Annotated in this window: 10 protein-coding genes; 5 read left to right on the forward strand and 5 right to left on the reverse strand. The window is 39.2% G+C overall.

The window, feature by feature from the left end:
* Positions 1 to 89 precede the first annotated feature (89 nt).
* The 5 genes from MUW56_RS11540 to MUW56_RS11560 all read left to right on the forward strand — a co-directional run bounded on the left by MUW56_RS11540 (position 90) and on the right by MUW56_RS11560 (position 8,011).
* Entirely contained in the window at positions 90 to 950 is an 861-nt protein-coding gene (locus MUW56_RS11540; protein ID WP_292013335.1) for an ROK family protein, read from the forward strand.
* Positions 951 to 966: 16 nt separating this feature from the next.
* Entirely contained in the window at positions 967 to 3,237 is a 2,271-nt protein-coding gene (locus MUW56_RS11545) for a GH92 family glycosyl hydrolase (protein ID WP_292013336.1), read from the forward strand.
* 40 nt (positions 3,238 to 3,277) lie between these two features.
* Positions 3,278 to 3,775 carry a phosphoheptose isomerase gene (locus MUW56_RS11550; protein ID WP_292013337.1) on the forward strand — a complete coding sequence of 166 codons (498 nt, stop codon included), beginning with the start codon at positions 3,278 to 3,280 and terminating at the stop codon, positions 3,773 to 3,775.
* Between the two features lie 85 nt (positions 3,776 to 3,860).
* Entirely contained in the window at positions 3,861 to 5,975 is a 2,115-nt protein-coding gene (locus MUW56_RS11555; RefSeq protein WP_292013338.1) for a glycoside hydrolase family 97 protein, read from the forward strand.
* Positions 5,972 to 8,011, forward strand: coding sequence for a glycoside hydrolase family 65 protein (locus MUW56_RS11560; RefSeq protein ID WP_292013339.1), 2,040 nt, complete (start codon positions 5,972 to 5,974; stop codon positions 8,009 to 8,011). The genes MUW56_RS11555 and MUW56_RS11560 overlap by 4 nt, the downstream gene beginning before the upstream one ends.
* Positions 8,012 to 8,114: 103 nt before the next feature.
* On the opposite strand, the gene MUW56_RS11565 is transcribed toward MUW56_RS11560, so the two are convergent.
* The 5 genes from MUW56_RS11565 to MUW56_RS11585 all read right to left on the reverse strand — a co-directional run bounded on the left by MUW56_RS11565 (position 8,115) and on the right by MUW56_RS11585 (position 14,274).
* The gene (locus MUW56_RS11565; protein ID WP_292013340.1) at positions 8,115 to 10,820 is read right to left on the reverse strand and encodes a TonB-dependent receptor; all 2,706 of its coding nucleotides are present in this window, start codon (positions 10,818 to 10,820) and stop codon (positions 8,115 to 8,117) included.
* 69 nt (positions 10,821 to 10,889) lie between these two features.
* Positions 10,890 to 11,213 carry a hypothetical protein gene (locus MUW56_RS11570; RefSeq protein ID WP_292013341.1) on the reverse strand — a complete coding sequence of 108 codons (324 nt, stop codon included), beginning with the start codon at positions 11,211 to 11,213 and terminating at the stop codon, positions 10,890 to 10,892.
* A gap of 55 nt (positions 11,214 to 11,268) precedes the next feature.
* Positions 11,269 to 11,883 (reverse strand): hypothetical protein, encoded by a 615-nt coding sequence (locus MUW56_RS11575; RefSeq protein ID WP_292013342.1) that lies wholly within the window; start codon positions 11,881 to 11,883, stop codon positions 11,269 to 11,271.
* Positions 11,884 to 11,961: 78 nt separating this feature from the next.
* Positions 11,962 to 12,648 carry a response regulator transcription factor gene (locus MUW56_RS11580; RefSeq protein WP_002982671.1) on the reverse strand — a complete coding sequence of 229 codons (687 nt, stop codon included), beginning with the start codon at positions 12,646 to 12,648 and terminating at the stop codon, positions 11,962 to 11,964.
* 87 nt (positions 12,649 to 12,735) lie between these two features.
* Entirely contained in the window at positions 12,736 to 14,274 is a 1,539-nt protein-coding gene (locus tag MUW56_RS11585) for a HAMP domain-containing sensor histidine kinase (protein WP_292013343.1), read from the reverse strand.
* Between the last annotated feature and the right edge of the window lie 358 nt (positions 14,275 to 14,632).

Below are 14,632 nucleotides of genomic sequence, written 5' to 3' on the forward strand. Positions count from 1 at the left end.
TGAGATGTAAAGCAGACAGACAGGCAGTATATTCCTGTTTGTCTGTTTTTTCAGTCAAAAAGAATTGCTTGAATTTAAAATAAAAAATAATGCAGAATATAGTAGGAATCGATATTGGAGGGTCACATATCACGTTAGCTCAGGTAGATCCTGAAAAGCGTGAGATCATTTCTTCAACATATGTAAGAGAACATGTCAATGCTTTTGATGACAAAGAAGTTATTTTCTCCGAATGGGTTTCAGCCATTAATAAAGTGACCCACGATCTGGTAAAAGATAATCTTTTAATCGGGATTGCGATGCCCGGACCTTTTGATTACGAAAACGGAGTATCCCTCATGCAGCAGGGAAAGTTCATTGATCTCTATCAGGTCAATATTAAAGAAGAACTGGCAAAAAGACTATCTGTTTCTCAGGATCAGATTCATTTTGTGAATGATGCGGCGGCATTTATGGAAGGGGAAGTGTTTGGAGGTTGTGTAAAGGGATTCAAAAATATTTTTGGAGTAACCCTGGGTACAGGATTGGGAACGACCTTTTACAACGGAGAATATGCAACCGATGAAGATTTATGGGATTCACCTTTTAAAGATTCTATTTGTGAAGACTATCTGGCCACGCGGTGGTTTGTCAATTATTATGCGGAACTGACCGGAGAACAGATTTCAGGAACCAAAGAACTGCTGGATAAACCTGTCGAAATTCAAACCAGGATATTCGATGAATATGCAGATTCCTTTTCTGGGTTTGTAGTGAAGTATGTCAAAAATTATGAACCTGAAGTTTTAGTCATAGGAGGAAATATTGCAAAAGCTTATCCCTATTTTGAAAAAAGATTTATTCAGAATTTAACAAAGAATAATATTAACTTGCCTGTCAGAATCTCTGCTATTTTTGAAGATGCAGCCATCTTGGGAGCCGCCAGTTATGCTTTAAAAAAGCTTAAATAATTAACAAAACGATACGATGAAGTCTCTATTTTCTACCTTATTTCTTTTATTACAGGCTTGGGCTTTCGGTCAGAATATATCCCCTGTGGATTATGTGAATCCGTTGATGGGAACCCAATCTAAACCTTCTTTATCCAACGGGAATACTTATCCTGCTGTCGGACTTCCCTGGGGAATGAATATCTGGACTCCGCAGACGGGGAAAATGGGGGACGGATGGGCTTATACTTATGATGCAGATAAGATCAGGGGTTTTAAACAGACCCATCAGCCTTCTCCCTGGATGAACGATTACGGCGCCTTCTCTATCATGCCGGGAGTAGGCAGGCTTAAATTTAAAGAAGAAGACCGGGCGAGCTGGTTCAGCCATAAAGCGGAGGTATCTACCCCTTATTTCTACAGCGTATACCTTGCAGATATCAACGTAACAACAGAATTTACCCCTACGGAAAGAGCTTCAGTTTTTAAATTTGATTTTCCTAAAACGGATAGTGCTTATGTTGTGATCGATGCCCTGAATAAAGGCTCTTATATTAAAATCCTTCCCAAAGAAAGAAAAATTCTGGGCTATACGACCCGGTATTCCACCGGGAAATATGAAAACTTTAAAAACTATTTTGTGATTCAGTTTGATCAAGATTTTGAACTGACGAGAACATGGAAAGATGATAAGCTTTTAAAGGATCAGCTGGAAATCACAAGCGATCATACGGGAGCAGTGGTTGGTTTTAAACTGAAAAATAAGGAAGCGGTCTACGCAAAAGTTGCTTCTTCATTTATAAGTTTTGAGCAGGCAGAGCTGAACCTGAAAAGAGAAGTGGGCAATAAGAATTTCGAACAGGTAAAATCGGAGGCGAAAAATATCTGGAACAGAACTTTAGGAAAAATAGAGGTAAAAGGCGGTACTGACCCGCAGATGAGAACCTTTTATTCCTCTTTGTACAGAACCTTGTTTTTTCCACAAAAATTATATGAAATTGATGCTCAGAATACAATAAAACACTGGAGTCCCTATAACGGCAAAGTGGCAGACGGAAGAATGTTTGCAGGAACAGGCTTCTGGGATACGTTCCGTGCATTATATCCTTTCCTTAACCTGGTATATCCAGGTATCAATGTAGAAATGCAGGAAGGATTGGCTAATGCCTATAAAGAAGGTGGTTTTCTGCCGGAATGGAGCAGCCCCGGATATTCCGATATTATGATTGGGAACAATTCTGCTTCCGTAGTAGCAGATGCTTATATAAAAGGGCTTCGGGGATATGACATAGAAACCCTTTGGCAGGCCGTAAAACACGGCGCTAATAACGAAGGTCCGATAGACGCCGTTGGGCGCAAAGGCGTTCAATATTACAATACGCTAGGCTATGTCCCTTACGATGTAAAGATCAATGAAAATGCGGCCAGAACGCTGGAATATGCTTACGATGATTTTTCTATTTATCAGTTGGGAAAGGCACTCGGGAAACCTGCTTCAGAAATTGATATTTATAGAAAAAGAGCATACAATTATAAGAATCTGTTTGATAAGGAAACCGGCTTGATGCGCGGTAAAAATAAGGATGGTAATTTCCAGAAACCTTTCAATCCTTTCAAATGGGGAGATGCTTTTACGGAAGGAAATAGCTGGCACTATACGTGGTCTGTTTTTCAGGATATTAATGGTCTGTCAGACCTGATGGGAGGCAGAAAGAAGTTCGAAGCTAAACTGGATGAAGTTTTCTCATTGCCTCCGGTTTTTGATGACAGCTATTATGGAGGGGTGATCCATGAGATCAGAGAAATGCAGATCATGAATATGGGACAGTATGCCCATGGGAACCAGCCTATCCAGCACATGATCTATTTATACAATTATGCTGGCTCGCCGTATAAAACACAGTACTGGGTGAGACAGGTAATGAATAAGCTTTATCATGCAACACCGGACGGTTATTGTGGTGATGAAGATAACGGGCAGACTTCTGCATGGTATATTTTCTCGGCATTAGGGTTTTATCCCGTGACGCCGGCCACAGATCAGTATGTGTTGGGAGCACCATTATTTAAGGAGGCAACCATCCATCTTGAAAACGGAAAGAAAATTGAAATCAAGGCTCCGGAAAACAATGCCGACAACCTGTATGTAAAATCATTGAATGTAAATCATCAGCCTTATTCCAAGAATTGGATAAGCCATCAGGAGCTGGTGAAAGGGGCTGTTCTGGATTTTAAAATGGACAGTAAACCTAATAGGGAAAGAGGCTCACAGGAAAAAGATTTTCCCTATTCAATGTCAAAAGAATAATCGTACGTAATAATTTTTTTAACCTAGAAATACGACTGTAATGAGTGCAGAAAAGAAAGAAATATTTGATAGAGTAGAAAAACTACTGGAAACACAAGGCTTTAAGCTTGCGGCAAAAGATGATACAAGGCCATGGGGAGGTTTTTTTGTAATTGATGAAAACCAGGCACAGGATTTTGCGAACCAATATTTTGATGGAATTGATGTTGAAGGATTAAGAATAGGGGGTAAGTTGAGCCCTAAGATTCTTATTGTTGCTCCCGAGGCTAGATTAAGCTGGCAGTATCATCACCGGAGGGCTGAGATCTGGCAGGTGGTAGAAGGTACGGTAGGGATCAAAAGAAGTAATACCGATGAAGAGGGTGAGCTGAAAGAATACCATCCAAAAGATCAGGTAAAGCTTCAACAAGGCGAGAGACACCGTCTGATCGGTTTGGAAGGCTGGGGAATTGTGGCGGAGATCTGGCAGCATACCGATGCATCCAATCCCTCTGACGAAGATGATATCGTGAGAGTACAGGATGACTTCGGAAGATAATTCCAAAGTAGATATATCTGCCTCTGCCCTTCATTTCTCGGCTTTAGAGAATGTCGGACAGAGGCTTTTTTTTAAATTAAATAGTATGGAAAAAAATATTGTATGCTTTTGTATATGGATACTGTCTGTGATAAACACTCATGGGCAATCCCTTTCATCTCCCAATGGCCAGCTGAAATTAAATTTTAAAATTGAAGGAGAAGGAATTCCTTATTACTCTGTACATTATAAAGATAAACCTGTTTTAAAAGATAGCAAGCTGGGGTTTATGATAAAGCCCGCTTATTCTTATGCCTCTGAATTTAAAGCAGTGGCAGTTGACTACTCTTCTTGTAATGAAAATTGGACCCCGGTATGGGGTCCGAACAAAGAAGTAAACAGCCATTACAACGAAATGCTGGTCCATTTAGTACAAAATAAAACAGGCTGGAAGCTTGATATAAGGTTTAGACTCTTTGATGACGGACTGGGTTTTCGATATGAATTTCCAATCCAGTCTGATTTGAGGCATTTTACGATAAACAATGAAATAACTGCTTTCAATTTAGGCAAAGATTATAAAGCTTTTTGGATTCCTGCGGATTATGATACGAATGAATTTCCTGTGACGACCTCTCAGTTGTCTGAAATTTCTGAACTCATTGATGAGGTTAGGAAAGAACCTTTGGCGGCAAAAGCCCCAAGTGCTGCTCTTGCTGTGCAAACACCGCTGATGCTGAAATCGCAGGATAGAATTTATATCAATATTCATGAGGCGGCTTTGGTCAACTTTCCTGCGATGACACTTGCTGTTGACGAGAAAAATTTTATTTTATCCTCCAGTCTGACTCCTGATAAAAATGGTGACAGAGGCTTTATTCAAACAGGTTCTGTAAGCCCATGGCGTACAATGATAATCAGCGATGATGCGAGAAAAATTTTATCTTCCAATCTTATTGTAAATCTTAATGAACCCACCAAAATTAAAGATACATCCTGGATAAAACCGATCAAATATATTGGAGTCTGGTGGGAATATTTTACAGGTGGAGGCTCTACATGGGCCTATTCCGATGATCAGGACATTAGCATTGGAAAAACAGATTATAATACCCTAAAGCCGAATGGCAGACATGGAGCCAATACAAAGCACGTAAAAGAATATATTGATTTTGCTGCAGAAAACGGATTTGATGCCGTTTTGGTAGAAGGCTGGAATGAAGGCTGGGAAGATAACCAGGCTTACAGAAAAGAACATATTTACAGTTTTACAAAAGCATATCCGGATTTCAATGTAAAAGAACTTCAGGCCTATGCCAAAAGCAAAAATGTAAAGATCATCATGCATCACGAAACAACATCTTCCGTTGCTGACTATGAACGGCAGCTTCATGATGGCTTTCAGTTTATGAAGGATAATGGATATGATGCTGTAAAGACAGGATACGTAGGTCCCATTATCCCCAGAAGTGAATATCATGACAGCCAATGGATGGTAAACCATTATCTGTATGTTGCAGAAACAGCTGCCCAATATCATATTATGGTCAATTCACACGAAGCAGTACGGCCAACAGGATTATACAGAACTTTTCCCAACTGGATTGCCCAGGAATCTGCCCGGGGAACAGAATTCGAATCCTTTAACGGAAACAGACCGGATCATACAACAATTTTACCTTTTACCCGGCTGATAGGGGGGCCTATGGATTATACACCAGGAATATTTGAAGGAGATTTATCTGCATATGGTAACAACAAAGCCAAACTCAGTACAACACTTACCAAGCAACTGGCTCTTTATATCACAATGTACAGCCCTCTTCAGATGGCCGCAGATCTGATTGAAAATTACAGGAAATATCCTGATGCTTTTCAGTTCATCAAAGAGGTTGCCGTTGATTGGGATTCCTCCTATATTCTTGAAGCAGAACCGGGAGATTATATTACCATAGCAAGAAAGGCAAAAAATAAAAATGAATGGTTTGTCGGAAGTATTACCGATGAAAATCCAAGAGAAGCTACGGTGGATTTATCATTTCTGCCCAGAGGAGAAAAGTTTGAGGCGACTCTATATAAAGACGGAAAAGATGCCAGTTGGAATCATAATCCTAAAAACTATGAAATCTCTAAGCAACAGGTGAAGTCCAACACTCAACTGAAAATAAAAGTTGCTCCGGGAGGAGGATTCGCAATAAGCATAAAATCTTTAAAATCATGAAAAAAGGATTGGCTGTTTTCACTGTTTTTTGGACAGGTATTTTTGGGATTTGTTGTGCACAGGATCCCTGGATAATCAAATCTGACAATCATACACCGGCTCATTATACCGGAGTCTCAGTTTCTAACGGCGTTATAGGGATGACCTCATCACCCGAACCGCTTAAAATCGGGAGTGTTATTTTAGCCGGAGTTTATGATCAGTATGGACGGGGAAGAACAAGTAATTTTCTGTCAAGTTTTAATCTGTTGGATCTGAATTTAGCCATCAACTGGCAACAGATTAATAGGAATAATATCACCAATTTTACCCAGGCAATTAATTTTAAGACCGCTACTTTTTCAGGCTCTTTTGACTATGGAGATATTGCTTCCATAGAATATAAATATACAGCGCTGAGACAACTGCCCAACAACGTAATACTGACTGTCAGCATTCATCCTAAAAAAGATCTGTCATTGGTTGTTGAAAACAATATTAAAACACCGCAAGGCTTCATACAGTCTCAGCAAAACTATAATGAGGTAAGCCCTCCACACGCGACCATTCCGCTTCTGACCTCTGTGGCAAAAAGCCCAACAGGAGCACTTACAATTGCGGCCAGTACAACATTTGTATTTCCTGAAGAACACTATAGCCAGCCAAAAGTTTCCCACGAAATGCGGGACAGCGATGCACACCTTATGAAATTTGTTAAGAAATTAAATGCATCAGAAAAAACATATACCTTTTCGGTAATTGGCTCTCTTGTTTCCTCTTCTCAGGGTAATGATCCATACAATACTGCAGAAAGATTAAGTATATATGCAAATTTGCAAAACCCTGTAAAGTTATATGAAAAGCATGAAGAAGAATGGCAGGATTTATGGAAAGGCGATATTGAAATAGAAGGAGATCCGCAAGCACAGCAGGATATTCACAACATGCTGTATCATCTGTATTCTTTTTCCAGAGAAGGATCTGATCATTCATTATCCCCTGTAGGGTTAAGCAGTATCGGCTACAACGGCCATGTTTTTTGGGATACCGAAATGTTTATGTTCAAACCCTTATTGTTTTTCCATCCGGAAACAGCAAAGGGCCTGGTTGAATACCGTTTTAATAGGATAGAAGCAGCTGAAAGAAACGCGGCGATGTACGGATACAAAGGAGCCATGTTTCCCTGGGAAAGCGCTGTTTCCGGCGAAGAAGAAACTCCTGTCTGGGCATTGTCAGGAACATATGAACATCATATAACGGGAGATGTTGCATTTGCAGCATGGTATTACTATGTATTGACCAAAGATATACAGTGGCTCAAAGAGAAAGGCTGGCCTATTCTGCACAAAACGGCTGAATTTTGGCAATCGCGCGTAGAAAAAGAAGGAAGCCAATATCACATTAAAAATGTGGTGGCAGCAGATGAATGGGCAGAGAATATCGATAACAATGCTTATACTAATGCCATAGCAAAGCTGAATTTGCAATTTGCAAACGCCGCCGCAAAAGTTCTTCACCTCCCTTCCAATAAAAACTGGGATGAAATAGCGGATAATCTTGTTTTTACAAAACTGGAAAATGGAGTTACGAAAGAGCATGACACTTATAATGGAGACAACATTAAACAGGCAGATGTCAATTTGCTGGCTTATCCGCTATGCGTTATTAAAGATAACGATCAGATAAGAAAAGATCTGAGATATTATCAGGAACGGGTACCGGATAAAAAAACGCCGGCAATGACGAAGGCCGTTTTTGCATTATTGTACAGCAGGCTGGGAGAGGGTAAAGAAGCTTATCAATGGTTTAAAGAATCTTATGAACCCAATCTTTTGCCGCCATTTAGAGTGTTGGCAGAAACGGAAGAAGGAGACAATCCGTACTTCATTACAGGGGCGGGAGGAGTTTTGCAGGCCGTAATAATGGGTTTTGCCGGTGTTGATATTGATGAGAAAGGATCTTTAAAAGCAACAAAAAATGCATTACCCCCTCATTGGAAAAAAGTTATAGTAAAAGGGATCGGACCTCAGAAGCTGACATTCTCAAACAGCCAATAGGAACAGGCATCTCTAAAAAAGATATACCCCTATTTAATCAGTATTAAAAGAAAAACAGCTCCAAGAATTGGAGCTGTTTTTTTAGGACCGTAACAATTTCTATCTAAAAAGTCACATCAAGACCCACATAGAAATTTGCTTTCATAATGGGGGCATACACCATACCGCCATCAAAATAATTTCCGAAAGGATTTTTAAAATCAACGATCGCATTTTTCTGATAATACGAAGTAAGGTTTTCTCCACCTACGTAAGCTCTGATCTTTTTATTGAAATTTCTTGAAACCTGTGCATTAAGGACTGCATAAGACTCAGAGTATGCCGGCATCTGAAATTCAGCAGGATTGCTTGAGGTATCCGGAAGCCTTTGCTTTCCTACCCAATTTAAGGTGGTATCAAAACTCCAGAATCCACCGTTGTTATTTTTATGGGTTGCATAGGCTAAGTTGACAAAGCCCCTGTGCTTTGCCATAAAAGGTACTTGTCTTCTTCCTCCGATATAATCGGCCTGTACATCATAATATTTATAGGCAAGTCTTACCTCAAAATTTTGGAAAGGACTCAAATCCCACTGGGTCTGGAAAGAGTTGGCAAATGATTTTCCTTCCAGGTTATAGAAGGTAAGTTGCTGAGGTGATTTGTCTAGGTCCACCAAAACCTGATCCTGGAAATCCGTTCTGAAGAAGTCGGCAATAATGCTTGATTTTCTTCCGAATAACTTGAATTCCTGTTGTAAACTAGCGCCGTAGTTCCATGCAATTTCAGGTCTCAGGCCATAGATGTCACCTCCGTTTGATAAGATATTAACCGCTCTGTTGGATGCAAAATACTGCTGGCTTTCCGCAAAAACATTGGCCGTTCTGAAACCTCTTCCTGCAGAAAGTCTTAGGATCGTCTGAGGCGTGAAATCATATTTAAAATTAAGCCTTGGCGTAAACTGAGTTCCTGCAAGGTTGTGGAAGTCGACCCTGGTTCCTGCTACTAAAGTATATTTTAAACCTGTTAAAGTATATTCCGCAAAAATACCGGGAACCATTTCATTCCTTTTCAGATCATTCGTTAAATAGGTCTCTGTATAACCGTCATATAAAAAACTTGCTCCTGCTTTATACTTATGGTTGGTATTTCCTATGATGCTTTCAAAAATCAGATTGGAATAATAAGTATGCTGCTGTCCGTTATAGTTTCTAAGGCCGAAAAAGCTGTCTTGCTGATGATAAACATACTGGTTAATCCAGCCGATACTTTGGTAAGGTTTTCCTTTAAAAACATAGCCTGTCTTATTCCATACCTGAAACCTTGAAATATCGATTCCGACCCCATAGGCAGACTGTTTGTCCTGAGCCAGCTTTTTGTCGAAACCAACCTGTCCGGCAGTTCTTTCATCTCTGATGAAGTTGATTCCAAAGTGGGATCCAAACCCTGATTTTTCCAAATCATTATAATTAAGAAGGTAAGCCGCGTTGATCTGACTTCCCTTTGGCCTGTCAAGAAAGCCGTCACCATTCATATCGGTATTTCCAAACGTTCCGTTGCCGTGAAGAAGGAAAGTTTGTGACCATTTGTCATTGATGGGAGAGACATTCGTAATGTTCACTTCCGCTCTTCCATTGAAATCGGAAAAAAGATTCAGGGAAGTTTCAGGCGTTTTTGCATTTTTCAAAAGCTCAGTATTGATCTGCCCGGTAATACTTTCATATCCGTTGGTTACCGTACTTCCTCCTTTTGTCAATTGAATGCTTTCAATCCATCTTCCGGGAATGAAATTTAATCCATATGCCGAAGCCAGTCCCCTGATTTCAGGCAGCTGCTCCTTCGTTAAGCTGGTATATTTTTGGTCCAGACCGAGCATTTTAAGCTGTTTTGTGCCGGTAACGGCATTGCTGAAAGAAACATCTACGGTAGCATTGGTTTCGAAACTCTCAGACAGGTTACAGCACGCTGCTTTCAATAATTCCTTTTTGTCAATATTAAAAACAAGTCCTGCTTCTTTCTTACTTAAAGCTGTTGCAGCCTTAGAACCTGTTACCACTACACCGTCAATATTTTTTTCATTTTTGCTGTGGGAGTCATCTGCTGATTGTGTCTGATGTTCTTTGTGATCGTCATGTTTGATTCCCTCTTCGTAATGAACCTTTGGATTGGCTTCTCCAAAAACAAAATCCCTGTCATACAGGCAACATCCCGGAAGACCATTATAAACGGCGTCAGACGCTTTGTATTTTTCATTGTCGTGCCCTGCATCAGCAATGGCCTTTAAAATTTTATCTGATGAGGTTTTTGCGGGATCAAAATTCAAAATAACGGTCTGTTTTTCTGCATTCCATTCCGCAGCATCCGCACCGGCTCCTTTTGCCGCCTTTTCAATTCTTGCTTTGCATGAAGCACAGTTTCCTCTTACATAGAACTCATTATCTTGTTTAGCAGTATTAGCGCCAGCGTGGTGCTCATGATGAGTCTCTGCTTGGGAAGACGGCAGATCTCTGTCGTAATGGCAGCATCCGGGAAGACCTTCATACGTTTCGGAAGAAGCTTTAAACTTTTCATTGTCATGGCCTGCTTCCGCTACTTTCTTTAAGATTTCATCCGCCGAAGTATTCTGGCCGGTTTCTAACGTCAGCGTTTGAAGATCAATGGAATATACTGCTGTTTTGGCTCCTGCTTTTTTGGCTGCTCCTTCAATTCTCGTTTTGCACATTTCGCAGTTCCCTTTTACTTTGAACTGATTTTTTGAAAGATTCTGAGCAGATATAAATTGGGTAAATAAGAATAAGCTACCAAGCATCAACCTGGAAATATATAATTTCATTTTGTTTAAAAGTTTAGATTAATTAAAAAACGGTTCATCACATCATGTAATGAACAGACAATGTATTAATTAACCTATTTTAGGCGGCTGCCAGATTTCTTTTAAACGGTCTGATAGATAAGGATCTGAATATTGAAACTGAGGATTCTTATTCGCTTTGTAATAAGACAGTTCAAGACGTAAATTTTTTGAAAACGGAGTTTCTATAAAAGTATAGCAGGCGATACATGATGAGCAGCAGTCATCATGACAAGATTTTGTTTTATCGCTTTTGCTGTCTTTCTGAGAAGAGTGACTCTTGCAGCACTCGCTTTTTGTAGAAGCTGCTTTACAGCAGGTTTCCTGCATCGATTGAGCGTAGAAGCTGTCTTTGGGAACTAAAAAAATTCCCAAACAAAAAACTATTGCAAGTAGGTGAAACAGCTTCATATCTGCAAAAATACAAAATTTATGGTAAAGGATCGCCAACTTTTACAGCACAATTATGCCAAGGCTCACCATGAGCAGGATTTATTTGGGGTTTATCTCCCATAGCCAGCTTTTGTTCAGCCGGAGCAGGCGCCGGAGGGGTTTGTATGATATTCTGTTGGGGGGCAGCGGCTGGTTTGCTGTTCAGCGGCTGTCCTACCGGGATATCACATCGGTGGCCCGGCTGTCCGTGAGGAGGATTCATTCCGGGAGCCGTTTTTACCTGATTTTCGTTATGGTCGATAGGTATTTTTCCGGGAGAACCAGAATTGGGGTCAATCTGAATGGTATTATTCCCATTGACCGTTATGTTTTGTGAAGCCGGAGCCGGGGAGCTGCTTAAAGGCTGTCCTACCGGGATATCACACCGGTGTCCCGGCTGTCCATGGGGAGGATTCATTCCGGGAGCATTGGCAATAGGAGCAGGATTGGGATTAGATTGAATTCCTGCCTGGTCCATTAAAGAAACTTTGGGAGCATTCAATGCTATTTCAGACATGGAGCCTGCTTCCTTTATATAAGTTGCTTTTTCATCCTTTTTACAGGAAATACTGAGTACTGCTATCGCTGTCAAACCTAAAAATGTATTCTTCATATCCATGGGTATGAAACAAAATTAGCAAAACATTTTCAATTGTTTTGCTAATTTTATATTTATAGTCTGATTTTAGAACTAATTTTTCACTAAAAGTCTAAATCCTTCTCCGTGAACGTTGATAATTTCCAACCCTTCGTCATCTTTTAATAATTTACGAAGCTTAGCAATATAAACGTCCATACTTCTTGCGGTGAAGTAATTTTCTTTTTTCCAGATTTTTCTTAAAGCAAGATCTCTGGGCATGAAATCATTTCTGTGAATGCAGAGAAGCTTCAGCAATTCATTTTCTTTTGGAGAAAGTTTGTATTCTTTGTCTCCCACTTTGAGCTGTCTCAGCATCGAGTCAAAGAAAATATTACTGATCTTGAACTGTTCCTGTTCCTCATTTTCCAATGTAGAACTTCTCTGAAGAATAGCTTTGATCTTATACAAAAGAAGCTCGGTGTCAAAAGGTTTTGTGATGTAATCATCAGCTCCCAGCTGATACCCTTTCAAAATATCTTCTCTCATATTTCTTGCGGTAAGGAAAATGATCGGCGTATTTTTATCAATTTTTTTCACATCTTCCGCTAATGAAAATCCGTCCTTTTTAGGCATCATTACGTCAAATATGCAGATGTCGAATTCATTTTCCGTAAATTCTTTAAGCCCCTGCTCTCCGTCTGTTGCTAGGGTAACTTCAAAATTATTGATCGTTAAATAATCTTTAAGCACCGCTCCGAAACTCTGATCGTCCTCTACTAATAATATTCTGTTGCTCATAATTTCAATAATTAAAAATTAATAATTAAGAATGAACTGTCTCACTCTGTCTTCTATATTTTGTTATTTGATTTTTCACTTATTATCTTAGCTCATAGGGAGTTTTATTGTAAACGTACTTCCTTTCCCTTTATGGGAGTCTACTATAATCTGCCCTTTGTGCAGCTCTACAATTTTCTTCACATAAGAAAGACCCAAGCCCTGTCCCTTTACGTTGTGAATATTTCCGGTTTCTTCCCTGAAGAATTTCTCGAAAATCTTTGTTTTATTCTGGGTTTCCATTCCCATCCCTTTATCCGAAACCTCAATTACATATAAAGATCCTTCATTTCTTGTTTCTACATGAATTTCCGGAGCTTCGGGAGAATATTTATTGGCGTTGTCCAATAGGTTCACCAGCATATTGGAAATATGAAATTCATCTATCTTAAACGTGTAATGGGTAGCATTGAACTTCTGGGTAAGGGAACCGTTTCTCTGACCCACGATCAGATTGAAAGATTCCGTTGTCTTTTTAATAAGCTCTCTTACATTCGTCTCTTTCAGGAACAGTTTTACTTCATTTCTTTCAAGCTTGGACATATTAAGAACGTTCTCTACCTGTTTTTTCATTCGTAAATTCTCCTGCTTGATCAGTTCTGAATAATATTTTACTTTGTCGGGATTGGTGGCAATCTTATCATTGGCCAGAGAATCTGTAGCGACAGAAATGGTTGCCAATGGAGTCTTAAACTCATGAGACATATTATTGATGAAGTCTGTTTTCACTTCAGCAAGTTTCTTCTGTCTCATCATATAGTTGATGGAAATAATATAAATTCCCAAAATAGTAAGTAACGAAAGAAAGGTCCCCAGTAGCATAGGCCAGTTATTCATAGCCAGTGAATATTCCTTTTTAGGAAAAACCAAAGCCAGGTTATATAAAACACGGTCTTTTTTATCTGTAAAAAGAGGGAAGCTGTAGGTATTGTTATCTTTCTTCTCCTTATATACCTTATTCGCAACACTGGTAAGCTTATTATCTTTATCCGTTATTCCATACCCGAATTTAGCAGTAATGCCTCTCATTTTCAGCTCCTTTGCAATCACTGAATCAAGAACAGCAGGATCCACTCTCTTGGCAATAGGTAAATTGTTCCCGTATACTTTTACAAATTCTTTAATGGCATAATCTCCGTTTTCAATGTCAGTATTAAGATCTGCGGTAAGAAGCTCCCGGTTGGTAGTATCTTTTTTAATCTTATACGCAGCTTCGTCAGTATATAATGTGGTGAGTTTTACCGAATCTCCTTTTTGAGAAATCGGAAGCTGTGTTTTGGAAATGATATTTTTAGAGTAGATGATTTGTCTCTGAGTACCAGAGTCCTCCACCTGCTGAATGGTGGTCAGGGAGGGCTGGCTGCTATTGGCAAGAATGGTATTTCTATTGTCTTTATTCAGATATTTGTCAGCCTCAATTTCTTCGATACTCTTTGACGTGTTTTCCAGCGCTGAATAAACCTTGTTTGAAAAATCTTGTTCCAGTGCACCATAATATCCTTTCAGCCAATAAAATTGGAGTGTAACAAAGACAATCAGTGAGATTGTCATAAACACTGAAATTATTGGGATGAACTTATTATTCATTATTTTATTGTATATGTGTTGGAAAAATGAATGTTAAAATTAATTATTTTAAGAGATGGTAAACAAAAAACGAGCCAAAAAATTGTATTTTTTTTCTTAAAAGTCTGTTTTTTAACAATTATTTATGAATTATTAGAAGAATAATATGATAAAGAGATTTAGAATTGAATTTTTTTATCGGCTTTTAAAGCAGGACAGATTTGATGATTATTGAACAGATGGATCTGACTGTGTAATATAATAAAAAAATCTCATCTGTTTGAATTATATTGATAAGTTTATACCCGTTTTATATTTTGTGTTTCAGTAAAGAAGACTTACCGCGATTATTTATTATTGTTAACTTGTCATAGGAAAA

Source organism: Chryseobacterium sp. (assembly GCF_022869225.1).
In the GTDB taxonomy this organism is placed as follows: Bacteria; Bacteroidota; Bacteroidia; order Flavobacteriales; family Weeksellaceae; genus Chryseobacterium.

Coding starts and splice junctions, on each gene's coding strand:
- MUW56_RS11540 (WP_292013335.1), top strand. CDS start 90: ATGCAGAATATAGTAGGAATCGATATTGGAGGGTCACATATCACGTTA.
- MUW56_RS11545 (WP_292013336.1), top strand. CDS start 967: ATGAAGTCTCTATTTTCTACCTTATTTCTTTTATTACAGGCTTGGGCT.
- MUW56_RS11550 (WP_292013337.1), top strand. CDS start 3,278: ATGAGTGCAGAAAAGAAAGAAATATTTGATAGAGTAGAAAAACTACTG.
- MUW56_RS11555 (WP_292013338.1), top strand. CDS start 3,861: ATGGAAAAAAATATTGTATGCTTTTGTATATGGATACTGTCTGTGATA.
- MUW56_RS11560 (WP_292013339.1), top strand. CDS start 5,972: ATGAAAAAAGGATTGGCTGTTTTCACTGTTTTTTGGACAGGTATTTTT.
- MUW56_RS11565 (WP_292013340.1), bottom strand. CDS start 10,820: ATGAAATTATATATTTCCAGGTTGATGCTTGGTAGCTTATTCTTATTT.
- MUW56_RS11575 (WP_292013342.1), bottom strand. CDS start 11,883: ATGAAGAATACATTTTTAGGTTTGACAGCGATAGCAGTACTCAGTATT.
- MUW56_RS11580 (WP_002982671.1), bottom strand. CDS start 12,648: ATGAGCAACAGAATATTATTAGTAGAGGACGATCAGAGTTTCGGAGCG.
- MUW56_RS11585 (WP_292013343.1), bottom strand. CDS start 14,274: ATGAATAATAAGTTCATCCCAATAATTTCAGTGTTTATGACAATCTCA.